Raw genomic sequence first — 22842 nt, forward strand, 5'->3', positions numbered from 1 at the left:
TCACTCCTGTACGGATGCGGCGACCGGGGCATGGACGGTGATCCGCGTCCCGGGGCTGAACTTCTCCAGGAGTTCGGCCAGTTCGGCGCCGGCGGTGGCCAGGTCGCAGTGCGGCGCCATGCCCTCCAGGAGGAAGAGCGCGTTGACCGACTCCTCGGTGAGCCTGGTCCGCACTCCCTGGCGCCAGTTCCAGCGGCGGCAGGTGACGCCCTCGTCGTCGCGCCACACCACTTCGCCCGCGTCCGGGTGCTCGACGGCCGCCTCGCCGCCCGCGACGGTGTGGAACGGCTCCTCGCCGGTGGCCCGCACCAGCCGCATCGACCCCTTGATGTGATCGGTGTCCTCGCCGCCGACGGGGATGAGGTGGGCGACGCTGATCGCGTTGTACACGTCGACGAGCAGGTTGATGCGCGGAAGCCCGCCGTCGGCCAGGGCCCGCTTGGCGAGCGCCTCGGCCGAGTTGCGGGTGCGGTTCGGCTTGGAGCCGAAGGCGGTGTACGCGGCGCGCCAGGCGGCCATGTGCGGGTCCTCGTGCGGGGCCCGGCCCTCAAGCCGCTCGGCGAGCCTGCGCGCGGCGTCGTCGAGCAGCGCCGAACTCGCCTCGTCACTGGGCGCGTTGACGAGTCCGAACGCCTCGACGGCGACATGGGTGAAGCCGGGCGCGATGGCCCTGACGTCGTCGGACACGGTGAGTGTGAGCGTCATGATCGGTGGTGCCTCACAGTTCGGTCGGATAGATCGGCCACAGCGACGGCCGGTCGGGCGCTGCCTTGAGAGCGCTCATAACTGCCGGATGAGGTACATCGTAAAGCACTGGGTAGTCCACTTCACTAAACTCTGGCCGGACCTTCCACGCGAGGCGCTCCTCGTCGAGCGAGAACCGCGCGTCGATCCCGGGCTTGTTGCCGCGCGCATCGATCCGCGCCCACGCGCTCCTGCCGGGCAGCCGGACGGCGACCAGGCCGTGCACCATGGGGTTGGAGCCGTCGTCGTCGGCGAGCCGCTGGTAGCAGAAGGCGGCCGGGATCGCTTCGGCGCGCAGCAGCGCGGCCAGGGCGTGCGACTTGGCACAGCAGATGCCGGTGCGCTCCGCCAGGACGCCGGAGGCCCGCCAGGTCACCCGCAGGACGCCGGAGTCCTGGGAGTGCGGGATCTCGTCACGAACGAACTCATAGGCGGCCTTGGCGTATGAGTATGCGCCGGTGGTGCGGGATGCGAGCCGGGCGGAGGTCTCGCGCACGAGTGGGTGCCGATGATCGACGACGTCGTCCGCTGCGAGGTATGCGGCTAGTTGGGGATTGCGCTGGATGAGCTCCATGGCATGCGAGCGTACGAATGCGGCCGACCGCAAGTCAATGACTTTACGATCGGCCGCATAGATATCCAGATGTGCGGCGGTTAGCGGGCCATCTCTTCCTTCAGCGCCGCCAGGAAGCCGTCGACGTCGTCCTCGGTGGTGTCGAAGGAGCACATCCACCGGACGTCGCCGGCGTTCTCGTCCCAGAAGTAGAAGCGGTAGCGCTTCTGGAGCCGCTCGCTGACGTCGTGCGGCAGGCGGGCGAAGACGGCGTTGGCCTGCACCTCGTGGAGGATCTCCACGCCGTGGACCTGGCGCACTCCATCGGCGAGGCGCTGGGCCATCGCGTTGGCGTGCCGGGCGTTGCGCAGCCACAGGTCCTTGGCGAGCAGCGCCTCCAACTGCACGGAGACGAAGCGCATCTTGGAGGCGAGCTGCATGGACATCTTGCGGATGTGCTTCATCTGCCGGCCCGCGTCCGGGTCGAGGACGACGATCGCCTCGCCGAACAGCATCCCGTTCTTGGTGCCGCCGAACGACAGGACGTCGACCCCGACCGCGTTGGTGAACGTACGCATGGGAACGTTCAGCGAGGCGGCCGCGTTGGATATGCGCGCCCCGTCGAGGTGGACCTTCATGCCGCGCTCGTGGGCGTGGTCGCAGATCGCCCGGATCTCGTCGGGCGTGTAGACCGTGCCCAGCTCGGTGTTCTGGGTGATCGAGACGACCTGCGGCATCGCCCGGTGCTCGTCCTCCCAGCCCCAGGCCTGCCGGTCGATGAGCTCGGGCGTCAGCTTGCCGTCGGGCGTCGCCACGGTGAGCAGCTTGAGCCCGGCCATGCGCTCGGGAGCGCCGCCCTCGTCGACGTTGATGTGCGCGGTCTCGGCGCAGATGACCGCGCCCCAGCGGTCGGTCAGCGCCTGGAGCGCGGTGACGTTGGCCCCGGTCCCGTTGAAGACCGGGAAGGCCTCGGCGTCGGCGCCGAAGTGGCTGTGCATGACGCGCTGGAGGTGGTCGGTGTAGTCGTCCTCGCCGTACGCGATCTGGTGACCGCCGTTGGCGAGCGCGAGGGCCGCGAGGACCTCGGGGTGCGCGCCGGCGTAGTTGTCGCTGGCGAAGCCGCGCACCGCCGGGTCGTGGTGCTGTCGGGCGTCGGTCCTCACGGCTTGGGGGTCAGCCACAGGCGCTGTCCATTCACTTCCTGGGCGGGCCGGTCCCACACGCCGGCGATGGCGTCGGCCAGCTCCTTGACGTCGGTGAAGCCCGCGAACTTCGCATTGGGTCGCTCGGCGCGCATCGCGTCGTGCACCAGTGCCTTGATCACCAGGATCGCAGCAGCGGCCTTCGGCTCGTTCTCGCCCCCTGCCTTGCGGAAGGCGTCGGCCAGCGCCAGCGTCCACGCCTCGGCCGCGGCCTTGCCCGCGTTGTACGCGGCGTTGTTCGCGGTGGGCTTGTGCGCGCCGGACTGGCTGACCAGCACGAAGCGTCCCCGGTCGCTGCGCAGCAACGCGTCGTGGAAGGCGAGAGAGGTGTGCTGCACGGTCTTGATCAGCAGCTTCTCCAGGAGCTCCCAGTCGGCGAGGTCGGTCTCCGGGAAGGAGGTGCTGCCGCGCCAGCCGCCGACGAGGTGGACCATGCCGTCGATCCGCCCGAAGTCCTTCTGGATGCGGTCGGCCCAGTCGCGGGTGGCCTGGAGGTCGAGGAGGTCGACGGTGTCCCCGGTGACGGTGGCGCCGCCGTGCGCGTACCGCGCGGCGTCCACGGCCTCGGCCAGGCGCGCCGCGTCCTGGTCGGATCCGACGACGATCGCGCCCGCCTCGGCGAGCCGCAGCAGAGCGGCCCGGCCGGCCGGTCCCGCGGCTCCCGCCACGGCGACGACGGCGCCGTTGAGAGGTCCGTTGTTCATTTTCCTCGCCCCTTCCGTACGAAAGCTCACGCGGCAGCCCCGACCGAGGCGGAAGCGGCGGTGATCCCCTTGGTGGAGGCGATCACGTCCTTCAGCTTCTTGGAGAGCGCCTCATAGAACATGCTGAGCGGAAACTCGTCCGGAAGCACGTCGTCGACGAGCTTGCGCGGCGGCTGGGACAGATCCAGGGCGTCGGGGCCCTTGGCCCAGCGCGATCCCGGGTGCGGGGCGAGATACGTCGAGACCAGCTCGTACGCGGCGAACCAGTGGACCAGCTTGGGCCGGTCGATGCCGTCGCGGTAGAGCTTCTCGATCTCGGCGCACAGCTGGTTGGTGACCTGCGGGGCGCGGTCCCAGTCGATGTGCAGCTTGTTGTCGGTCCAGCGCACCACGTCGTGCTTGTGCAGGTAGGCGAAGAGGAGCTGGCCGCCGAGCCCGTCGTAGTTGCGGACGCGGTCGCCGGAGACCGGGAAGCGGAACATCCGGTCGAAGAGCACGGCGTACTGGACATCGCGGCCGTGTCGGTTGCCCTCGGCGTCCAGCTTCACGGCCTCCTTGAAGGCGGTGAGGTCGCAGCGCAGCTCTTCGAGGCCGTACATCCAGAACGGCTGGCGCTGCTTGATCATGAAGGGGTCGAACGGCAGGTCGCCGTGGCTGTGGGTGCGGTCGTGGACCATGTCCCAGAGCACGAAGGCCTGCTCGCAGCGCTTCTGGTCGGCCACCATCTCCCGGATGTCCTCGGGGAGTTCGAGCCCGAGGATGCGCACGGAGGCCTCGGTCACGGCGCGGAAGCGGGCCGCCTCGCGGTCGCAGAAGATGCCGCCCCAGGTGAAGCGCTCGGGGGCCTCGCGCACGGCGATGGTCTCGGGGAAGAGGACCGCCGAGTGGGTGTCGTAGCCCGAGGTGAAGTCCTCGAAGGTGATGCCGCAGAACAGCGGGTTGTCGTAGCGCGTGGCTTCCAGCTCGGCGAGCCACTCGGGCCACACCATGCGCAGCACGACCGCTTCGAGGTTGCGGTCGGGGTTGCCGTTCTGCGTGTACATGGGGAAGAGGACCAGGCGCTGGAGGCCGTCGGCGCGGTCGGCGGCCGGGTGGAACTGCAGCAGCGAGTCCAGGAAGTCCGGTACGTCGAAGGCGCTGTCCGCCCATTTACGCAGGTCGGCGACCAGCGCGCGGTGGTAGGCGGCGTCGTGCGGCAGCAGCGGGGAGAGCTGCTCGACCGCTGCTATGACCTGGTCGACGGTGGCCTCGACGATGGCGCGGGCGGGGGCGCCCTCGGCGTCGAAGTCGATCGATCCGTCCTTGGACTGCCAGGGCCGGATCTCCTCCACGGCATTCTTGAGCGCGGGCCATGCGGGGTGGTCGACCACCCGCCGGTCGGATACTGCGCCCCCCACGGCCGGGTCCTGCACAAGAATTTCCGTCATGTCACTTCCTCCACAGGAGAACCTCGCGTTAAGACACCGTATCCGCGTTCGGTTCTTCCGCTCAAGAGGTATCTCAATAAATTATCCTGCCATCCTCCTGTCGCACCGCTCTTCTTCCTGTGCTGACGCAATGGCACGGCTATGGCTACGGCGAGGCCGCTGATCGCGACCCGTGCCGATCGATGTCGATCGGTGGGATCCGCCAACCACGCCTCGCGGATCGCGCTGCGCTGGAGCGAGCGCCGGGAGCTGGCCGGGCTGGAGCTCGCGCGCGATGCTCGCCGATCTCGACCGGCCGGCGCCGCCGCAGGGTGGAGAACCGGACAATCACGACGGCTGGCCCGGCCCCGGGTGAGGCCCGGACAGCGGGCGCGTCAAGGGCCGGAGGAATCGCCCACGGGCGGGTGACACGGGTTGGCCCGCGCGGGGTGCGCACAGGTAGGACGGAGTCCTTCCGCCCGTCGCCCGCACCCCGGAGCCGCCCCCGTGAGTACCCGCGCAGTGCTTGTCGCAGCCGTCATCACCGGCCTCGTCCTCGGGATCGCGTCAACCCGGGCGGAGGAGGCCGATGCCCCGCGCGAGCCGGGGTCCGTTGCGGTGGCGGGCCGTTAGGCTGCGGCTGCCGCGTGCGCACGGGACTGCAGCACGCGCCAATACCGCCGTCGACGGAAGCGAGGCCTGTCTTGACGTTCCTCACCATCGGTCATCGCGGGGTCATGGGTGTCGAGCCGGAGAACACCCTGCGTTCCTTCGTCCGCGCAGAGCGCGCGGGCATGGACGTCATCGAACTCGATCTGCACCTCAGCAAGGACGGCGCCCTCGTCGTCATGCACGACGCCGAGGTCGACCGCACCACGGACGGAAGGGGCCCCATCGGCGAGATGACCCTCGCCGAGCTGCGGGAGCTGGACGCGGGTCAGGGCGAGCGCATCCCCGTGTTCGAGGAAGTGCTCGACGCGGTGAAGACCCCGATCCAGGCAGAGATCAAGGACGTCGCCGCGGCCCGCTCGCTCGCCGAGGTGATCCAGCGGCGCGATCTGGTGAGCCGGGTGGAGGTCCTGTCGTTCCACGACGAGGCGCTCGCGGAGATCGCCTCCCTCGTACCCGGGGTGCGCACAGGGCTCGTCGACGACAGCTGGGGCCCCGACCTGATCGACCGGGCCAGGGCCGTCGGCGCGAAGACCCTGGTGCTGAGCATCCACCGGCTCACCCTGGAGACGGTCGAGCAGGCCCACGCGGCGGGGCTCAGGGTGATCGGCTGGACCGTGAACACCCAGGACCATCTGCGCCTGGTCCGCGCCCTGCAACTGGACGGCGCGACGACCGACTACCCGGAGATCCGCCGCACCGGCCGCTTCACCGCGTAGCGCTCCTTCGGAGCCCACGGGTGAACTCAGCCCAACTCCTTGACCAGCAGCTCGAATTCGAGGTCGTCGCGCTGCGGCAGACCGAAGCGCTCGTCGCCGTACGGGAAGGGTGTCATCTTTCCCGTACGGCGGTAGCCGCGCCGCTCGTAGAAGGCGATGAGCTCCTCGCGGACCGAGATCACGGTCATGTGCATCTCGCTCACGCCCCACTCGGCGCGGACGGTGCGCTCCGCCTCGGCGATGATCTGCTTGCCGAGGCCCGCGCCCTGGAGCGCGGGAGAGACCGCGAACATCCCGAAGTAGGCCGCGTCACCGCGGTGTTCGAGCTGGCAGCACGCGACGAGCACCCCGTCCCGCTCCACGGTGAGCAGCTTGCTGCCAGGGGTCGTGATGACCGCGCGGACGCCTTCCGGGTCGGTGCGCTGGCCCTGCAGGATGTCGGCCTCGGTGGTCCAGCCGGTGCGGCTGGAGTCCCCGCGGTAGGCCGACTCGATGAGCGGCACCAGCGCCTCGACGTCGGCTTCGGTGGCGTCCCGGTAGCTCAGCTCTCCTGCGACGCGGGCGGTGTCCATCGTGCGGTCTCCCTGCTGATCGATTGCGCTGGCGGCCTCCCGAGCGTAACCCGGCCACCAGACCTGCCGGGCAGGCCCTAGGGTCCCTTGCCATGGTGCACGTACTGAGCAGCCGGATCCTTCTGCGCCCCACCGACCCCGAGCGTTCGCGCGCCTTCTACGGCGAGCAGCTGGGTCTCGCCGTCTACCGCGAGTTCGGTACGGGGCCGGAGCGCGGCACGGTGTACTTCCTGGGCGGCGGGTTCCTGGAGGTGTCCGGCCGCGCCGAGCACCCACCGGCGCCGGGCCTTCGGCTATGGCTCCAAGTGGCGGACGTGGCGCAGGCGCACGAGGAGCTCGTGGGGCGCGGGGTGGCGATCGCGCGGCCTCCGGTGCGCGAGCCGTGGGGGCTCATCGAGATGTGGATCGAGGACCCGGACGGGGTGCGCATCGCGGTCGTGGAGGTCCCGGTCGACCACCCACTGCGCTTCCGCGCCTGACGACCTGACGGGACCCGACGGCCTCCGGCGGCTCCTGGCGCCCCCGGCCGTCTCGCGGCCCCGGTCCTGACCGGCGAAGAACTCCCGCGCGCTCCCCCTGTGTGTCCCTGCGCCCGCGTATGCGGCCCCGCGTCCGGGCATCGACCTGTCGGCAGGGCGATCCATGGAGCGGGAGGTACGCCGTGCACGGTCCGGTGCTGCCCGGCTGGCTGCTCGTCGCGCTGTGCGCGGTGACGGGCTCGTACTGTCTGCTGCGGATGCGCAGCGGCTCCGCGCCGGCCCGCAAGGCGGCGGGCGGCGAGGCGGTGATGGGGTTCGGGATGGCCGCGATGGCCGTGCCGGCCGCGTTCCTCACGCCACCGCCGTGGATGCTGACGGGCTACGCGATGATCTTCGGCGGCGCCGCGCTGCGGGCGCTGTGGCTGGCGCGGGGCGGGGCGCACCATCTGCACCATGCGGTGGGCTCGCTGGCGATGGTCTACATGGCGCTCGCGATGACGCCGGGCGCCGGGGGCGGGCACGCCGGGCACGAGGGGCATGCGGCGGGCGGGGTTCCGCCGCTGACCGGGGCGCTGCTGCTGTACTTCGCGGGCTACGTCCTGTCGACGGGGGTGCGGCTGCTGCCCACCGCGGGCGGGGGCGGGTCCGTTGCGGCCGTGCCCTGGGGCGCACGGCCCGAACTGGCGCTGGCCTGCCGCCTGTCGATGGGGATCGCCATGTTCGCGATGCTGGTGACGGTCTGAGGCACTGCCCGGGGCGAAGTCGCGGCAGTGAGGACTCTGCCCGCGACAGGCAGGCGCGACCCCGTCGTGGCGTGCGTCACTTGGCGTCCGCGGCCATACCTATGACGGCGGCCCCGCTCATAGGCTGAGGCCATGACGGTCTCCCTCGCGTTGCTGGTGCTCGGCCTGGTGTCCGCCGTCGCCGCCCCGCGACTCCTCGCCCGCGCCGACTGGGTCGAGCGCGAGCCGGTGGTGGCGCTGTGGGTGTGGCAGTGCGTGGTGGCGGCGGTCCTGCTCTGCTTCGGGCTCGCGATGGTCTTCAGTGCCGCGTCCGCCTGGCGGACCGTGCGCGGCCAGGTCTTCGCGTCCGCGCCCCGCGCCGTCGTCGAGGCGTACGCGCTCGGACCGTACGGTCCCTGGTCGGCGGCGCTCGCGGTGGTGCTCTTCCTCGGCGGTGCCTGGACCGGAGCGATGCTCACCCGGGAGATCAGGGACAGCTGGGCGCGCCGTCGCCGGCGCCGCGCCGAGCTGCGGCTCCGCTCGCCGCTGCTGCCCGGCGAAGAGCCCTCGGGGGAGCGTCTGGTGGTCCTGGAGGCGGCTCGCCCCGATGCCTGGTGGCTGCCGGGCCAGATGCCCCAACTGGTCATCACCACGGCGGCACTTCAGCGCCTGAAAGGCCGTCAGCTCGATGCGGTGCTCGCCCATGAGCTCGGCCACGCGCGGGCCCGGCACGACTGGCTGCTGCACTGTTCGGGCGCGCTCGCGCGGGGGTTCCCGCAGGTGCCGGTGTTCGCCGCGTTCCGCGACGAGATGCACCGCCTGGTGGAACTGGCCGCCGACGACGTGGCGTCCCGCCGCTTCGGCCGCCTCACGATCGCGCTCGCGCTGGTCGAACTCAACGAGCACCGTGGAGTGTTCGGGCCCTGCCCGGCCCCGGACGGCCAGCTCCCCCAGCGCGTGCACCGGCTGCTCTCGGCGGCGCCGAGGCTCCCGGCGAGCCACCGGCTGCGCCTGACCGCGTACGCCGCGCTCGTGCCGGCCGTGCCGCTCGTCGTGGCCTTCGTACCGGGCCTTCACGCCTTGGGCTAGCCGTACCCCGGCCCGATCGGCTTGGATCTTCCGCATGCTGCTCGCTCCCTCCGAGGCCCGCCCGCGCCCGGTCACGCCGCTTCGCGCCGGCCTCGTCTGCGCCCTGGTCGCCGGGCTCCTGCTGGTTCTGGTGGTGGCCGAGTGGGGGCCGCTGATGTCGTTGGACCGGGCGGTCGCCGACGGGCTGCACCGCCGGGCGGTCGCCGACCCCGGCCTCACCCACGTCAACCGGGTGCTGACCGACTGGGTGTGGGATCCCTGGACGATGCGCGCCCTGCTCGCGATGGTCGTCGGGGTTCTGCTGTGGCGCGGCGAGCGGCTGCTCGCGCTGTGGGTCGCGGCGACGAGCGGCCTCGGTACGGCCGTGCAGCAGGGGCTGAAGGCCGCCGTCGACCGGGACCGGCCCCGGTGGCCGGACCCGGTGGACTCGGCGGGGTACGCCGCGTTCCCGTCCGGCCACGCGCTGAGCGTGACGGTCGCCTTCGGGCTGCTGGTGTGGCTGCTCGGGCTGCACGGGGCCGGGCGCCGGACGCGTACGACCGTGCTCGTGATCGGGGTGGTGTCCGCGCTCGGTGTGGGGTTCACCCGGCTGTTCCTGGGGGTGCACTGGTTCTCGGACGTGGTGGGCGGTTGGCTGACCGGCGTGGCGATCGTCACGCTGAGCGCGGCGGCCCACCGGCGATGGGCCTTGAACCGGCGGGCGTGAGCGCGCGAGGATCGCGGGCATGGCGATCAAGAGCGTTCTCTTCGATTTCTCCGGCACCCTGTTCCGCATCGAACCGGTCGACGACTGGCTGTCCGCCGCCCTCGACACCTGTGGCATCACCCTGCCGGACACCGAACTCGCCCGGTACGCAAGGGAGTTGGAGGAGGCCGGCGCACTGCCCGGCGGCGCCAACCCGTTGCGCACACCCGACCACCTGGCCGACTTGTGGGCCGTGCGCGACCAGAGCGCCGAGCTCCACCGTGAGACGTACACCGGTCTCGCGCGGCAGGTGGAGCTGCCTGATCCGCGTCTGTACGACCTGCTCTACGACCGCCACATGACCCCGGCCGCCTGGCATCCGTACCCGGATGCGAAGGGGGTTCTCGGCGGGCTGCGGCGGCGCGGCATCAAGATCGGCGTGGTGAGCAACATCGGGTGGGACCTGCGGCCGGTCTTCCGCGCGCACGGCCTGGACGACTTCGTGGACGCGTACGTGCTGTCCTTCGAGCACGAGGTGCAGAAGCCGGACGAGCGGCTGTTCGCGGCGGCCTGCGAGGCGCTCGGGCAGGACCCCCGCGAGGTCCTGATGGTGGGCGACGACCGGCGGGCCGACGGCGGCGCCGCGGCGCTCGGCTGCGCGGTGCACTTCGTCGACCACCTGCCGGTGGACGAGCGCCCGGACGCCCTGCTGCGGGTGCTCGCGCTGACCGGAGAAGGCCGCTGAGCAGTCGGATGAAGTGACCGGAAGGGGCCGGAGGAAAAGGGGCCACCCGCCCGGGGTGATCCCCCGCGTCACCCCGAACGAGCAGCCCCGCGCCGCAGGTCGGACCCCGCGGAGGGGCACTGTCCTGTGGCAGCCTGAGTATATTGGCTCCGAGCCAGTCAACGCAGGAGTTACAGCATGTCCCCGCGCAGCGCATCGGTCAATGAAGAATTGCGCAGACGTTCTCGCGAGCGGCTGCTGCAAGCCACTGTGGAGCTGGTGGCGGAACGTGGCTATGAGTCGACGACCCTCGGCGACATCGCGGACCGGGCCGGTTCGGCCCGCGGCCTGGTGTCGTACTACTTCCCGGGCAAGCGCCAGCTGCTCCAGTCCGCGGTGCACCGCCTCATGCATCTCACCCTTGAGGCGGGCCTGGAGCGCGAGCCGCGGAGTGCCGACGGGCGCGAGCGGCTGGCCCGCGCCATCGACGCGATCCTCGGGCTCACGCATTCCCAGCCGGTCCTCATGCGGGCCCACATGGCGGGGATCCTCCAGGCCCAGGGTTTCGTGCAGTGCCCCGAGCAGCAGCGCCTGGCCGCCCTGCTGCGCGACACCGTGGAGCGGTACGGCGCACAGGACGTGGACACCGAGTACCCGCTGCTGCGGGCCAACCTGATGGGTGCCGTCTTCGCCGCGCTCCTCCCGGGCGCCCCGATGGACGCGGCGACGCTGCGGGCGGAGCTGTTCCAGCGGTACGGACTCGACTGGGAGCTGGGCGTGCCGCCGCGACCCACCCCCTGACCGGCGGCGGATGTCTACCCGCGGTGCACACAGCGGTGCCATCCTGAAGGTTCTCTGCGGTCTTCTGCGGTTCTCTCTCCCAAGGAGCACCCGCCATGCTGCGCATCGCCGTCGTCGGATCCGGGCCGAGCGGGGTCTACACCGCCCAGAGCCTGGTGGAGCAGAACGCGGTCGCGGAGGTCCACGTGGACGTCCTGGACCGGCTGCCGTGCCCGTACGGCCTGGTCCGCTACGGGGTCGCCCCGGACCACGAGAAGATCAAGTCACTGCAGAACAATCTCCGTACGGTCCTGGAGGACGGCCGCATCCGTTTTCTGGGGCATGTCGAGGTGGGCCCGGGCGGCGTCCCGCCGGAGCTGCTGCTGCGGCTCTACCACGCGGTCGTGTATTGCGTCGGCGCCAAGTCCGACCGGCATCTGGGGATTCCCGGCGAGGATCTGCCGGGCAGTTTCTCCGCGACCGAGTTCGTGTCCTGGTACAGCGCGCACCCCGACAGCGACCCCGACTCCTTTGTCCTGGGCGCGCGTTCGGCCGTGGTCATCGGCGCGGGCAACGTGGCGGTGGACGTGGCGCGCATGCTGGCCCGCGGCGCGGATGAGCTGCGGCCGACCGATGTGCCGCAGTCCGCGCTCGGCGCGCTCGCCGTCAGCCGGGTGCGCGAGGTGCACATGGCGGCCCGGCGCGGCCCCTCGCAGGCCCGGTTCACCACCAAGGAGCTGCGGGAGCTGGGCGCACTGCCCGGCGCGGACGTGACGGTGAGCGCCGTCGAGCTGGCCCGGGATCCGGACTTCGTTGACCCCTCGGCGCTGCCGGGGGCGGTCCGGCGCAATGTCGAGGTGCTGCGCGGCTGGGTCGGGCGCCCGGAGCGGCCCGGCGTCCGCCGGCTTCACCTGCGGTTCTACCTGCGGCCCGTGGAGCTTCTGGAGCGGGACGGCAGGGTGGGCGCGGTGCGCTTCGAGCGGACGGTGCCGGACGGCTCGGGCGGGGTGCTCGGCACTGGGACATACGAGGACATCGAGGCTCAGCTGGTGCTGAGGGCGGTCGGCTACCGCGGGGTGCCACCGCAGGGGCTGCCGTTCGACCCGGCGACGGGGACGGTGCCGCACGCGGCGGGCCGGGTGCTGCGGGAGGGGACGCCGTCGCCGGGCGAGTACGTGGCGGGCTGGATCAAGCGCGGCCCGACGGGCGTGATCGGCACCAACCGCCCCTGCGCGAAGGAGACGGTGGCCTCGCTCCTCCAGGACGCCCCGCGCCTCGCCGAACGCCCGGTGACGGCCGAACCCCTCGATGCGCTGAGGGAGTTGGGCCTTCGCCCGGTCACCTGGCAGGGCTGGCTGGCGATCGAGCGCGCCGAGGCCGAGCTCGGCCGGTCGCTCGGGCGCCGCTCGGTGAAGATCCCCGACTGGGAGGGGCTCCTGACAGCGGCGCGGGGTACGGGCTAGCAGGTCGAAGGCGGCACCCTCAGACGTCGTCGCCGAGCCGCTCGGCCTCGCGTCCGGCCGCCTCCAGGACGCTGTCGAGCAGGCCGGGGAAGAGGGCGTCGAGGTCGGCGCGGCGCAGGCCGTTCATCTTGGCGGTGCCCCGGTAGACCTGCTCGATCACGCCGGCCTCGCGCAGCACGCGGAAGTGGTGGGTGGTTGTCGACTTGGTGACGGGCAGCACGAAGTGCGAGCAGGAGAGCTCGTCCTCGGTCGCGGCGAGCGCCCGGACCACCCGCATCCGCATCGGGTCGGACAGCGCGTGCAGGATGCACTCCAGGCGGATCTCGTCGCGCGCGGGGTGGGCGAGTTCACGGGTGTTCGTCGGGGTGGTCACGACGTCATTGTACGAGGCTCGTCGTAGTTTGACATCTCCCGTACTACGAGGGCTATCGTACGAAGCGTTCCCGGCGCCGCACCGGCGCCCCGGGCCGTTTCGACTGGAGTCTGCCGTGTCTGCTGCGAGTGCCCTCTTCGAGCCCTACACCCTGCGGTCCGTGACCGTCCCGAACCGGGTCTGGATGGCGCCGATGTGCCAGTACTCGGCCGAGGTCTTCGGGCCGAACGCGGGCGTGGCCCACGACTGGCACTTCGCCCACTACGCGGCCCGCGCCGTCGGCGGCACCGGGCTCATCCTGGTCGAGGCCACGGCCGTCAGCCCCGAGGGCCGGATCTCACCCGCGGACCTCGGCATCTGGAACGACACCCAGGTCGAGGCGCTGCGCCGGATCTCCGCCTTCCTGGAGAGCCAGGGCACCGTGCCCGGCATCCAGATCGCGCACGCCGGGCGCAAGGCCTCCACGGACCGCCCCTGGCTGGGCGGCGCGCCGCTGAGCCCGGACAGCGAGGAGGGCTGGCAGCCGCTCGGGCCGAGCCCGGTGGCCTGGGACGAGCGCCACACCGTTCCCACCGAGCTGACGGTCAATCAGATCCAGGAGATCATCGGCCAGTTCGCCGACGCGGCCCGCCGGGCCCTCGACGCCGGATTCAAGGTCGTCGAGATCCACGGTGCGCACGGCTACCTGATCGGCCAGTTCCTCTCCCCGCACTCCAACAAGCGCACCGACGAGTACGGCGGCTCGTTCGAGAACCGCACCCGCTTCGCCCTCGAAGTCACCGACGCCGTACGGGCGGTGTGGCCCGAGGAGCTGCCGCTCTTCTTCCGCATCTCCGCCACCGACTGGCTGGAGGAGGGCGGCTGGAGCGCCGACGAGACGGTGCGTCTGGCCGCGCTGCTCAAGGAGCACGGCGTGGACCTCCTCGACGTGTCGAGCGGCGGCAACGCCTCGGGCGTACGCATCCCGACCGGGCCCGGCTACCAGGTGCCGTTCGCCGAGCGGGTGCGCGACGAGAGCCCGCTCGCGGTCGCCGCCGTGGGGCTGATCACCGAGCCCGAGCAGGCCGAGAAGATCCTCGCGAACGGCGAGGCGGACGCGATCCTGCTGGGCCGCGAACTCCTGCGCAACCCGTCGTGGGCCCGCCTGGCGGCCCGTGAGCTGGGCGGCGAGGTGCACGTGCCGGACCAGTACCACCGCTCTGTCTGAGAAACATCGCAGCATGGTCGCGCTGCGTGAGGGGCGCTCGGTCGCAGTTGTGCGGAGCCGGCCGTCCTGGCTCCCCCTGCCCCGGCCGAGCGATTCCCTCCGTTCCCCGTGGGAGCGGCGACGGAACCCGCCCTGGTCGCCGCTCCGCTCCTCTTGAAACCCGTCTGAGCTGCCGCTTTGCCCGTCTTGGAGGCCGTTGTCAGTGGCCGGGTGCACACTGGCCTCTATCCGGAACAACGGCGTTTTGGAGGGACCGGCATGACCGAGGTACTGCTCACGGTGGGTACGCGCAAGGGGCTCTTCGTCGGCCGCAGGCGCGGCGGAACCTGGGACTTCGAGGGGCCGCACTTCAACGCCCAGGCGGTGTACTCCGTCGCCGTCGACACCCGGTACGAGCCATCACCCCGCCTTCTGGTCGGCGGGGACAGCGCGCACTGGGGACCGTCCGTCTTCCACTCCGACGACCTGGGCCACACCTGGACCGAGCCGAAGCAACCGGCCGTCAAATTCCCGGAGTTCACGGGCGCCTCGCTGGAACGGGTGTGGCAGCTGCACCCGGCCGGGCCGGAGGCGCCGGGCGTCGTCTACGCGGGGACGGAGCCGGCCGCCCTGTTCCGCTCGGAGGACGGCGGCGAGAGCTTCGAGCTCGTACGGCCCCTGTGGGAGCATCCGACGCGCTCGCGGTGGGTCCCCGGCGGCGGGGGCGAGGGACTGCACACCATCATCACTGACCCGCGCGACACCCGGGCGCTGACGGTCGCCGTGTCGACGGCCGGCGTGTTCCGCACCCGGGACGGCGGGGCGAGCTGGGCCCCCGCCAACAAGGGCGTCTCGGCGGTGTTCCTGCCGGACCCGAACCCGGAGTTCGGCCAGTGCGTCCACAAGATCGCCCAGGACCCGGCCGACCCGGACCGGCTCTATCTGCAGAACCACTGGGGCGTCTACCGCAGCGACAACGCCGGTGAGCAGTGGACGGACATCGGCGCGGGCCTGCCCTCCACCTTCGGCTTCGCGGCCGCCACCCACCCCCGCCGCTCCGGCACCGCCTACGTCTTCCCGATCACGGCCGACTCCGACCGGGTCCCGGCGGACAACAAGTGCCGGGTCTTCCGCACCGAGGACGCCGGCAAGAACTGGGAGCCGCTCTCGGCGGGCCTGCCGCAGGACGCCCACTACGGCACGGTGCTGCGCGACGCCCTGTGCACCGACGACGCCGATCCGGCGGGGGTGTACTTCGGCAACCGCAACGGCGAGGTGTACGCGAGCGCCGACGACGGAGACAGCTGGAGCCTGCTCGCCTCGCACCTGCCGGACGTGCTGTGCGTACGGGCGGCGGTGATCGGTTGACGGGGGCGGGAATGCGGCGGGTGCTGCGCCAGTAGAGTGACGGCCGTGGCAGCACGACCGTTGAAAGAGATCGTCGAGCCCGGCTGGGCGGACGCACTGGAACCCGTGGCCGGAAGGGTCGCCGCGATGGGCGACTTCCTCCGGGAGGAGATCGCGGCAGGACGCACTTACCTGCCGTCAGGACCGAATGTGCTGCGGGCTTTTCAGCAGCCGTTCCACGAGGTCCGGGTGCTGATCGTCGGCCAGGACCCGTATCCGACGCCGGGGCACGCGGTGGGCCTGTCGTTCTCGGTGGCGCCCGAAGTACGGCCGCTGCCGGGCAGTTTGGAGAACATCTTCCGCGAGCTGAACTCCGACCTGGGCGCGCCGAGGCCGGCCAACGGCGACCTCACGCCGTGGACGCGGCAGGGGGTGCTGCTGCTCAACAGGGCGCTGACGACCGCACCCCGCAAGCCCGCCGCGCACCGGGGCAAGGGCTGGGAGGAAGTGACCGAGCAGGCCATCCGGGCTCTGGTCGCCCGCGGCACCCCGCTGGTGTCGGTGCTGTGGGGCCGGGACGCCCGCAATCTGCGCCCGCTGCTCGGCGACCTCCCGGCGATCGAGTCCGCCCACCCCTCCCCCATGTCGGCGGACCGCGGCTTCTTCGGCTCGCGGCCCTTCAGCCGTACGAACGAACTTCTCCAGCGGCAGGGCGCCCAGCCCGTCGACTGGCGCCTGCCGTGACGGACGGCGGGGCTCCCTGGGTGCTCGGGGTCGACTCGGGGGGATCAGGCGTGCGGTTCGCGCTGCGCCGGACCGAGCCGGGCTCCCCGACCGAGGTGGTCACCTCGAAGGAGCCGGTACGGACCGGCCCCGGGGGGATCGACGCCGGGCACCTCCTCGGTCAACTGCTCCCGGCCGTCGAGGAGTTGAGGGCACGCACGGGGGCGGTCCGGATCGCCGCGGCGGCGGTGGGCGCGGCCGGGATGGCCACGCTCGGGGACGAGCTGCGGGCCGAACTGCCCGGCGTCCTCGCCGGTTCGCTCGGCGTGCGCACGCTCGCCCTGGCCGCCGACGCGGTCACCGCGTACGCGGGCGCGCTCGGCCAGCGGGCCGGGGCGGTGGTCGCCGCGGGGACCGGGATGATCGCGCTCGGCACGGATCTCGAAGGGTGGCGGCGGGCCGACGGCTGGGGGCATCTGCTCGGCGACTGCGGCGGCGGCGCCTGGATCGGCCGGGCCGGCCTGGAGGCGGCGCTGCGCGGCCACGACGGGCGGCCGGGCGGTTCGGCGGCACTGCTCGACCGCCTCACCGCGGTGTTCGGTGCGCCAGAGGAGCTGCCGGGGCTGCTGTATCCGCGGAGCGACCGGCCCGCCGTGCTGGCCTCGTTCGCGCCCGAGGTCGCCGGCTGCGCCGGGGCCGATCCGGTGGCCGCGGGCATCCTGCGGGAGGCGGCCCGGAACATCGCCGGGGCGGCCGCCGCGGTCTGCCCGGCGGGCACCGGCGAGGAGCCCCAAGTGGCGCTCACCGGTGGCCTGTTCAGGCTGGGAGCGCCCCTCCTCGTACCACTGCGGGAGGAATTCCTCCGTCAACTGCCGCAGGCCCGGGTCATCGAGGCGGCCGGGGACCCCCTCGACGGCTCGCTGCTCATCGCGGCGGGCCTCGCGGGCGGGGGGCTGCGACTGCCGCGGGACCCGCGCATGTTGTGGGTCACGACCGAGTGAGTGCCAAGACAGATCAGGACAGTTGATCTTTATGCCACTCTCCGGGAAAAACGGGACAGATACCGCTCAGCTGTCCCCTCCCCGAACAGCCGCCCAAGCAAAACCAGTAGCATGCGACGCCATGAGCACCCCCACTGGGCCAGCATCCGGCCTGCCCGTACGAATGCCGCGACCCCGCCAGTCCGGCCGGCACCGCCGCCCGGAACCGGTGGTTGCTCCGGAGGGCGCGCCCGCGCTCGTTCTCGCCGTTCCCGGCGTTCCCGGCCCGGCTGTGCGCAGCCTCGCCGACGAGGTCATCAGCATCGCCCGCTCCGAGCTGCCCGGCCTGCACGCCCGCATCGGCTACCTGGACAGCACCGAAGCCGAATCCGCCGAGTACCCCACGCTCGACGCCGTACTCGCCCATACCGCCGCCGAGCGCAGCGCGCGCGTCGAGCAGGCGCGGGCCGCGGGCCGCGAGGTCGCCGAGCCCGAGGGCCCGGTCGCCGTGGTCGTCCCGCTGCTCGCGGGCCCCGACAGCGCCCTGATCCGCCGGATACGGCAGGCGATCATGGACAGCCGCGCGGCAGCCGAGCTGACCGATGTGCTCGGCCCGCACCCGCTGCTCGCCGAGGGCCTGCACGTGCGGCTCTCCGAGGCCGGTCTGGCCCGCGCCGACCGCGCCCGGCTCTTCACGGTCGCGACCGCCGCCGACGGGATCATCCTGGCGACGGTGGGCGGCGAGGAGGCCGTGCAGGCCGCCGGGATCACCGGCATGCTGCTCGCCGCGCGCCTGGCCGTGCCGGTGATGGCCGCCCCGCTCGACCAGGAGGGCGCGATCGCGGCGATGGCCGCACAGCTGCGCGGCTCGGGCTCGGTGCAGCTCGCCGTCGCCCCGTACCTGATCGGCCCCGAGGTGGCCGAGGGGCTGCTCGACGCCGCCGCCAAGGAGGCCGAGTGCGCCGTCGCCGAGGCGCTCGGCGCCTACCCGGCGATCGGCAAGCTGGTCCTGTCGAAGTACGCGGCCGCGCTGGGCATCACCCCGCAGCCGCAGGGATCGCCGGTCCACTGACCGTACGTACGACGCGAGAGGCGGGGCCCGCACCGGACGACCGGTGCGGGCCCCGCCGCGTTACCCGTTCTCCGCGCTACCCGGTCAGCGGAAGACGACGCACGAGGCGGCGGGCGCCTCGATGGAGCCGGTCAGGGCGGGAATGCCGGTGGCCGGGTCGATGTCGAACCAGGTGACGTCGCCGGAGCGCTCGTTGGCGGCGTACAGACGGCGCCCCGACGGGTCCAGGGTGAGGTCGCGCGGCCAGTGCCCGCCGCAGTCCACGGTGGTGACGAGGCGGGCCTGCTCGCCCGTCGCGTCAAGCGCGAGAACGGCGATCGAGTCATGCCCGCGGTTGGCCGCCCATGCGTAACGCCCGTCGAGCGCGACGACAACCTCGGAGGGGTACGTGGTGGTGCTGACCCCGTCCTCGACGACAGGCACTTCGTGGAGGGGTTCGAGGATGCCGCGCTCCGCGTCCCACCGGCACACGGCGACTGTCGGCACGAGCTCGTTGAGGACGTACGCGTGGCGCCCCACCGGGTGGAAGGCGAGGTGGCGGGGGCCGCTGCCGGCCCGCAGGGCAGTCTCGGAGTGCAGGCGCAGGGTGCCGGTCCCGGAGTCGAGCGAGCAGACGCGTACGGAGTCCGTACCGAGGTCGACGCTGACGACCCAGCGGCCGCTCGGGTCGGCCAGCACCTGGTGGGCGTGCGGGCCCTGCTGGCGGTCGGGGTGCGGGCCGGAGCCGTGGTGCGCGAGGACGGACGCGGCCGGGCCCAGACTGCCGTCGGGGCGAACGGGCAGGGCGGAGACACTGCCGGAGCCGTAGTTGGCGGTGACGAGGTGCCCGGCGACGAGGGCGAGATGGGTGGGCCCGGCGCCGCCCACGGGCACGGGCTCGCCGAGGAGCCGGGGAACGTCTTCGCGGATGTCGAAGGCGGCGGCCATCCCGTCGGCGCTCTCCCCCACGGCATACAGGACGGCCCCGTCCACGGAAGGCACCAGGAACGAAGGGTTGGCGAGGGCGTCCGTGGACCCGAGCGGGGTGAGCGCCCCGGTGACCTCGTCCACGGCGACCGCGGTCACCCCGCGCCCTCCCGCCGCGGTGAACGACCCGATGAACCCCCGAGCGACCCTGTCCGCGCCCACGCTGCACCCCTCTCCGCCATGGCCGACCCGCGCTCCGCGCCCCGGCCCGCACACCGCTGTGCTCCGGCGACCGTAGCAGGGGGTCTAGACCAGCTGAGGGTGTGGCGCGGGCCCTCCTGAGCGTCGGCAGCCCATCGGCCGCCGGCGGGCGATCAAGTGATCAGCGGCGCGTCAGGGTGAGGCCGGGCCCCATCAGGCCACGGCCAACGGAGCCCGGGGCGAGGACCTCAGCGGCGCGGCCAGCTCTTCCAGGGCCCGCTCAAGGCCGTGCAGGTGCGCGAGCGCTGCCTCCGCGCCCGGGTGGTGGTGGGGGCCCGGGACCGCGGTGAGGGTGGTCCACGGGGACGGGTCCTGTTCCGGGGAGACCAGGGCCGCCACCGCCGCCTCCACGCGCTGGCACGCCGCGGTGAGGCGGGCGTCGTGGGAGGCGGCCGGATCGGCGGCCACCGCGGCCAGGCCCCGCACCTCGCGGGCGCAGTCGTCGAGGAGGACCAGGACCTGGTGCGCGCGGGCCCTACGGGCGCGGAAAGGGCTGAGCGGGTGGACCAGCGGGGCCAGCGAGTGGCGTACGCGGCCGAGCAGGAGTTCCAGTTCGGCGGCGCGGGGCGCGGGGTCGGCGCTCTCGTCCCCGGCGAGCCGGTGCGCGGCCTCCGCGGTGCAGCGGCGTACGCAGTGCAGGGCTCGCTGGATCCACGCGTCGGTGGCGGAGTGCGTGCTGACCGGCAGGACCAGGGCCACGCCGACGACCGCGCCCAGGGCGCCCACCGCCGTCTCCTGGACGCGGAGCACGAGCAGCCCGGGGTGCAGCACGCCGAGCAGTCCGTAGAGCAGGCCCGCCATGACGGTGACGAAGAACATCATCCAGCTGTAGCTGGGCGCGGCCGTATAGAAAATGCCGAACACACACACCGCTACGAGCGCCGCGGTCGGGACGGGCGCCCCGTGCAGCGGGATCGCGATGAGGAGCCCGGCGACGATGCCGGTGACCGTGCCGAGCACCCGGCGGAAGCCGCGTACCAGGGTCTCGCCGCGCGACGCGGTGTTGACGAAGATCCACCAGGCGGCGCCGACGGCCCAGTACCAACGGGCCTCGGAGAGCACCTGCCCCACGCCGAGCGCGATGCCGCAGGCCACCGTCGCCTGGAAGGCCTGGCGGGTGGTGGGGCGGGCGAGTCCGCGGCCGGTGAGCGGGGCCGGAGCCGCGGGCGGGGCAGTGCGCCGCTCGATGCACCACAGCCCGAACCTCACCCCCGCCGAGGCCGCGATCGCGAGTGCAACCGCCCCGTAAAGATCGGGCAGTTGAGAGGGAACCGCGTGCAGGAACTGGGTCGTGAAGAACATCATGAAGGCGAAGATCCCGAGCGCCTGGCCGCGCGGGCCCCAGCGCCGCGCATACACCCCGGCGAAGATCACCACGAGCCAGCAGGCGTCGCGCAGCAGTGGGGTGCCGTGCAGCGCGGCCGCCAGTGCGAGCACAGGGAATCCGACGGCGGGGAGCAGCGCGGTGGTGGCCACCTGGGCGCGGACGGTCGCGTCGCCGACCGTGAACAGCGCGAGCAGCGAGGCGAGGCCCGCGGTGATCGACGCGGGCAGAGCGAGTCCGCAGAGTTCCGCGGCGGTCACTGACAGGCTCACGCCGAGAACGGCCCGCAGCGAAACACGCAGTCGCGAAAGCCCCGGGTCCGGAGCCACAAACATCCTCTTCACGACGGTCGCCGCGCCCCCTTTACGTACACATCGGCTTCAGGCATGACAAAGGCGCCGCTGGGTCAGGACCGGCATCGTCACCGTCCCGCGCGCTGCGCGGCGCCATCTGCCTTCAGAGGAAAACATCCGGAGCGACACTGGCTCAACCGAGCTCCGCATCATTGAGCCATTGGTACAGTCGAAGCCCTATTGACAGGACCAGAAGGGAGCCAACGGGACGTGACGGTGGACACACTCGACACCCGGATCCTGCGGCTGCTGATCGAGCAGCCGCGCACCAGCATCCGCGAGTACGCGCGCATCCTCGGCGTCGCCCGGGGCACGCTCCAGGCCCGGCTCGACCGGATGGAGCGGGACGGCGTGATCACCGGCACCGGCCCCGCGCTCTCGCCCGCCGCCCTCGGCCACCCGGTGCTCGCCTTCGTCCACATCGAGGTGACCCAGGGCCACCTGGACGAGGTCGGCGACGCGCTCGCGGCGGTGCCGGAGATCATCGAGGCTTTCTCGATCACCGGCGGCGGCGATCTGCTGACCCGGGTCGCGGCCCGCGACAACGCCCATCTCGAAGACGTCATCCAGCGCCTCATCCAGCTTCCGGGCGTCGTCCGCACCCGTACGGAAGTGGCGCTGCGCGAGCGGGTGGCACACCGGCTGCTGCCGCTGGTCGAGTCGATCGGGCGCGCCGCCGCGAAGTGAGCGGGGCCAGGGGCTCTCACGAAGTGGGCTGGGCCGGGAGCCTCGCGAAGGGGGCTGCTCCAGGAGCTCTCGCGAAGTGGGCGGGGCGGGGAACTCTCGCCCTGTCAGCCGCGTCGGACACCTCCGCCACGTGACCGACGCGGCACATCTCCGCCCCTTGGCATGCTGGGACACATGAGCACACCACGTATCACTTCGGTCATCTTCGATCTCGACGGCACACTCGTGGACAGCGAGCCGAACTATTACGAAGCCGCGCGTCAGGTGCTCGCCCGCTACGGCCTGCCCGATTTCAGCTGGGAGCAGCACGCCCGCTTCATCGGCATCGGAACCCGCGAGACGCTGGAGATCCTGGACCGGCAGCACGCGCTGACCGGGCCGATCGAGGAGATGCTGGCGGCGAAGAACGCGGCTTATCTGGAGCTGGCCCGCGCCTGCACCGAGGTCTTCCCCGAGATGCGCAAGTTCGTGGAGCGGCTGCACACGGAAGGCGTACGCATGGCGGTGGCCTCGGGCTCCTCGCGTTCGGCGATCGACGCGATCCTCGTGGGCACGGGCCTCGATTCCTTCATGGAGCTCGTGGTGTCGGCCGAGGAGGTCGAGCACGGCAAGCCCGAGCCCGACGTCTTCCTGGAGGCCGCCCGGCGCCTCGGCGCCGCTCCCGCCGAGTGCGTGATCCTGGAGGACGCCGCCCCCGGAGCGTCGGCCGCCCACGCGGCCGGGATGCGCTGCATCGCCGTCCCCTACCTGCCGCAGAGCGCCGACGACCCGGCGTTCGCGACAGTGGGACTGCTCTTCCCGGGTGGCCAGCGGGAGTTCAGCGCCGAGCGGGCGTACGAGTGGATGACGACGGGAGTCCGACCTCCAACGCGCGTGACGGGCGACTGACCTCCAACGCGCGTGGCGCGCACTGGATTTGACGGGTCAACAGATCCAGGACCCGGTACGTCCGATGATGCCCGAGGCGATTGACGGCAGGTCTGGACCAATCTACGGTGTGGGGCGCCACCCCTCGCACCTCCTCAGAGCCTGTGTCTAAACCCCGTCCGGATCAGGCCGCGGTGTCTGGTGCGTGCGATCGCAAGGCGCCGGAAGGTCCTCGATGGGGGTACCCCCTGG

General features: G+C 72.2%; 25 protein-coding genes. 16 read left to right on the forward strand and 9 right to left on the reverse strand.

The window, feature by feature from the left end; translation table 11 throughout:
• The 5 genes from ACWC2B_RS23765 to ACWC2B_RS23785 all read right to left on the reverse strand — a co-directional run bounded on the left by ACWC2B_RS23765 (position 1) and on the right by ACWC2B_RS23785 (position 4630).
• Entirely contained in the window at positions 1–705 is a 705-nt protein-coding gene (locus ACWC2B_RS23765) for a B3/B4 domain-containing protein (RefSeq protein ID WP_450719722.1), read from the reverse strand.
• A 13-nt stretch (positions 706–718) separates the two neighbouring features.
• On the reverse strand, positions 719–1318 hold the full coding sequence (locus ACWC2B_RS23770) for a transglutaminase domain-containing protein (protein ID WP_450719724.1): 600 nt from the start codon (positions 1316–1318) through the stop codon (positions 719–721).
• An 80-nt stretch (positions 1319–1398) separates the two neighbouring features.
• Positions 1399–2460 carry a threonine aldolase family protein gene (locus ACWC2B_RS23775; protein WP_450719782.1) on the reverse strand — a complete coding sequence of 354 codons (1062 nt, stop codon included), beginning with the start codon at positions 2458–2460 and terminating at the stop codon, positions 1399–1401.
• Positions 2457–3203 carry an SDR family NAD(P)-dependent oxidoreductase gene (locus ACWC2B_RS23780; protein WP_450719726.1) on the reverse strand — a complete coding sequence of 249 codons (747 nt, stop codon included), beginning with the start codon at positions 3201–3203 and terminating at the stop codon, positions 2457–2459. Before ACWC2B_RS23780 ends, ACWC2B_RS23775 begins: the two co-directional genes overlap by 4 nt.
• Positions 3204–3229: 26 nt before the next feature.
• A complete protein-coding gene (locus ACWC2B_RS23785) occupies positions 3230–4630 on the reverse strand; it encodes a DUF6421 family protein (RefSeq protein WP_450719728.1) in 1401 nt (466 codons plus the stop codon).
• Between the two features lie 486 nt (positions 4631–5116).
• Between ACWC2B_RS23785 and ACWC2B_RS23790 the strand changes: the two genes are divergently transcribed.
• Together ACWC2B_RS23790 and ACWC2B_RS23795 are read left to right on the forward strand one after the other, a co-directional pair.
• Positions 5117–5242 (forward strand): hypothetical protein, encoded by a 126-nt coding sequence (locus tag ACWC2B_RS23790; RefSeq protein WP_450719730.1) that lies wholly within the window; start codon positions 5117–5119, stop codon positions 5240–5242.
• A gap of 71 nt (positions 5243–5313) precedes the next feature.
• Entirely contained in the window at positions 5314–5997 is a 684-nt protein-coding gene (locus ACWC2B_RS23795; protein WP_450719732.1) for a glycerophosphodiester phosphodiesterase, read from the forward strand.
• Positions 5998–6023: 26 nt separating this feature from the next.
• On the opposite strand, the gene ACWC2B_RS23800 is transcribed toward ACWC2B_RS23795, so the two are convergent.
• Entirely contained in the window at positions 6024–6569 is a 546-nt protein-coding gene (locus ACWC2B_RS23800) for a GNAT family N-acetyltransferase (RefSeq protein WP_450719734.1), read from the reverse strand.
• A 92-nt stretch (positions 6570–6661) separates the two neighbouring features.
• Between ACWC2B_RS23800 and ACWC2B_RS23805 the strand changes: the two genes are divergently transcribed.
• The 7 genes from ACWC2B_RS23805 (at position 6662) to ACWC2B_RS23835 (ending at position 12511) form a co-directional block, all read left to right on the forward strand.
• Positions 6662–7048, forward strand: a complete 387-nt coding sequence (locus ACWC2B_RS23805) for a VOC family protein (RefSeq protein WP_450719736.1) — start codon at positions 6662–6664, stop codon at positions 7046–7048.
• A 182-nt stretch (positions 7049–7230) separates the two neighbouring features.
• Positions 7231–7791, forward strand: coding sequence for a DUF5134 domain-containing protein (locus ACWC2B_RS23810; protein ID WP_450719738.1), 561 nt, complete (start codon positions 7231–7233; stop codon positions 7789–7791).
• Between the two features lie 132 nt (positions 7792–7923).
• Entirely contained in the window at positions 7924–8859 is a 936-nt protein-coding gene (locus ACWC2B_RS23815; protein ID WP_450719740.1) for a M56 family metallopeptidase, read from the forward strand.
• A 34-nt stretch (positions 8860–8893) separates the two neighbouring features.
• A complete protein-coding gene (locus ACWC2B_RS23820) occupies positions 8894–9565 on the forward strand; it encodes a phosphatase PAP2 family protein (protein ID WP_450719742.1) in 672 nt (223 codons plus the stop codon).
• Positions 9566–9584: 19 nt separating this feature from the next.
• Positions 9585–10289, forward strand: coding sequence for an HAD family hydrolase (locus tag ACWC2B_RS23825; protein ID WP_450719744.1), 705 nt, complete (start codon positions 9585–9587; stop codon positions 10287–10289).
• Positions 10290–10466: 177 nt separating this feature from the next.
• Positions 10467–11069 (forward strand): TetR/AcrR family transcriptional regulator, encoded by a 603-nt coding sequence (locus tag ACWC2B_RS23830; protein ID WP_450719746.1) that lies wholly within the window; start codon positions 10467–10469, stop codon positions 11067–11069.
• Between the two features lie 95 nt (positions 11070–11164).
• Positions 11165–12511, forward strand: coding sequence for an FAD-dependent oxidoreductase (locus tag ACWC2B_RS23835; RefSeq protein ID WP_450719748.1), 1347 nt, complete (start codon positions 11165–11167; stop codon positions 12509–12511).
• A 19-nt stretch (positions 12512–12530) separates the two neighbouring features.
• Here ACWC2B_RS23835 and ACWC2B_RS23840 read toward each other — a convergent pair whose 3' ends face one another.
• Positions 12531–12884, reverse strand: coding sequence for an ArsR/SmtB family transcription factor (locus ACWC2B_RS23840; protein WP_450719750.1), 354 nt, complete (start codon positions 12882–12884; stop codon positions 12531–12533).
• 115 nt (positions 12885–12999) lie between these two features.
• Here ACWC2B_RS23840 and ACWC2B_RS23845 point away from each other — a divergent pair, with 115 nt between their 5' ends.
• The 5 genes from ACWC2B_RS23845 (at position 13000) to ACWC2B_RS23865 (ending at position 18192) form a co-directional block, all read left to right on the forward strand.
• The gene (locus tag ACWC2B_RS23845) at positions 13000–14091 is read left to right on the forward strand and encodes an NADH:flavin oxidoreductase/NADH oxidase (RefSeq protein ID WP_450719752.1); all 1092 of its coding nucleotides are present in this window, start codon (positions 13000–13002) and stop codon (positions 14089–14091) included.
• A gap of 258 nt (positions 14092–14349) precedes the next feature.
• Positions 14350–15438: a WD40/YVTN/BNR-like repeat-containing protein gene (locus ACWC2B_RS23850; RefSeq protein ID WP_450719754.1), complete on the forward strand. Its 1089-nt coding sequence runs from the start codon at positions 14350–14352 to the stop codon at positions 15436–15438.
• Between the two features lie 45 nt (positions 15439–15483).
• On the forward strand, positions 15484–16161 hold the full coding sequence (locus ACWC2B_RS23855; protein ID WP_450719756.1) for a uracil-DNA glycosylase: 678 nt from the start codon (positions 15484–15486) through the stop codon (positions 16159–16161).
• Positions 16158–17141 (forward strand): N-acetylglucosamine kinase, encoded by a 984-nt coding sequence (locus ACWC2B_RS23860; protein ID WP_450719758.1) that lies wholly within the window; start codon positions 16158–16160, stop codon positions 17139–17141. Before ACWC2B_RS23855 ends, ACWC2B_RS23860 begins: the two co-directional genes overlap by 4 nt.
• A 121-nt stretch (positions 17142–17262) precedes the next feature.
• A complete protein-coding gene (locus ACWC2B_RS23865) occupies positions 17263–18192 on the forward strand; it encodes a sirohydrochlorin chelatase (RefSeq protein ID WP_450719760.1) in 930 nt (309 codons plus the stop codon).
• A gap of 84 nt (positions 18193–18276) precedes the next feature.
• Here ACWC2B_RS23865 and ACWC2B_RS23870 read toward each other — a convergent pair whose 3' ends face one another.
• Entirely contained in the window at positions 18277–19320 is a 1044-nt protein-coding gene (locus ACWC2B_RS23870) for a lactonase family protein (RefSeq protein ID WP_450719762.1), read from the reverse strand.
• Between the two features lie 192 nt (positions 19321–19512).
• A complete protein-coding gene (locus tag ACWC2B_RS23875; RefSeq protein ID WP_450719784.1) occupies positions 19513–21018 on the reverse strand; it encodes an FUSC family protein in 1506 nt (501 codons plus the stop codon).
• A 228-nt stretch (positions 21019–21246) separates the two neighbouring features.
• Between ACWC2B_RS23875 and ACWC2B_RS23880 the strand changes: the two genes are divergently transcribed.
• Positions 21247–21723, forward strand: a complete 477-nt coding sequence (locus tag ACWC2B_RS23880) for an Lrp/AsnC family transcriptional regulator (RefSeq protein ID WP_450719764.1) — start codon at positions 21247–21249, stop codon at positions 21721–21723.
• A 174-nt stretch (positions 21724–21897) separates the two neighbouring features.
• A complete protein-coding gene (locus tag ACWC2B_RS23885) occupies positions 21898–22611 on the forward strand; it encodes an HAD family hydrolase (protein ID WP_450719766.1) in 714 nt (237 codons plus the stop codon).
• Positions 22612–22842: the final 231 nt, after the last annotated feature.

Source organism: Streptomyces sp. NPDC001415, from assembly GCF_053597395.1.

Coding starts and splice junctions, on each gene's coding strand:
- ACWC2B_RS23770 (WP_450719724.1), bottom strand. CDS start 1,318: ATGGAGCTCATCCAGCGCAATCCCCAACTAGCCGCATACCTCGCAGCG.
- ACWC2B_RS23785 (WP_450719728.1), bottom strand. CDS start 4,630: ATGACGGAAATTCTTGTGCAGGACCCGGCCGTGGGGGGCGCAGTATCC.
- ACWC2B_RS23865 (WP_450719760.1), top strand. CDS start 17,263: ATGAGCACCCCCACTGGGCCAGCATCCGGCCTGCCCGTACGAATGCCG.
- ACWC2B_RS23830 (WP_450719746.1), top strand. CDS start 10,467: ATGTCCCCGCGCAGCGCATCGGTCAATGAAGAATTGCGCAGACGTTCT.
- ACWC2B_RS23885 (WP_450719766.1), top strand. CDS start 21,898: ATGAGCACACCACGTATCACTTCGGTCATCTTCGATCTCGACGGCACA.
- ACWC2B_RS23875 (WP_450719784.1), bottom strand. CDS start 21,018: ATGTTTGTGGCTCCGGACCCGGGGCTTTCGCGACTGCGTGTTTCGCTG.
- ACWC2B_RS23765 (WP_450719722.1), bottom strand. CDS start 705: ATGACGCTCACACTCACCGTGTCCGACGACGTCAGGGCCATCGCGCCC.
- ACWC2B_RS23780 (WP_450719726.1), bottom strand. CDS start 3,203: ATGAACAACGGACCTCTCAACGGCGCCGTCGTCGCCGTGGCGGGAGCC.
- ACWC2B_RS23835 (WP_450719748.1), top strand. CDS start 11,165: ATGCTGCGCATCGCCGTCGTCGGATCCGGGCCGAGCGGGGTCTACACC.
- ACWC2B_RS23850 (WP_450719754.1), top strand. CDS start 14,350: ATGACCGAGGTACTGCTCACGGTGGGTACGCGCAAGGGGCTCTTCGTC.
- ACWC2B_RS23825 (WP_450719744.1), top strand. CDS start 9,585: ATGGCGATCAAGAGCGTTCTCTTCGATTTCTCCGGCACCCTGTTCCGC.
- ACWC2B_RS23800 (WP_450719734.1), bottom strand. CDS start 6,569: ATGGACACCGCCCGCGTCGCAGGAGAGCTGAGCTACCGGGACGCCACC.
- ACWC2B_RS23805 (WP_450719736.1), top strand. CDS start 6,662: ATGGTGCACGTACTGAGCAGCCGGATCCTTCTGCGCCCCACCGACCCC.
- ACWC2B_RS23820 (WP_450719742.1), top strand. CDS start 8,894: ATGCTGCTCGCTCCCTCCGAGGCCCGCCCGCGCCCGGTCACGCCGCTT.
- ACWC2B_RS23815 (WP_450719740.1), top strand. CDS start 7,924: ATGACGGTCTCCCTCGCGTTGCTGGTGCTCGGCCTGGTGTCCGCCGTC.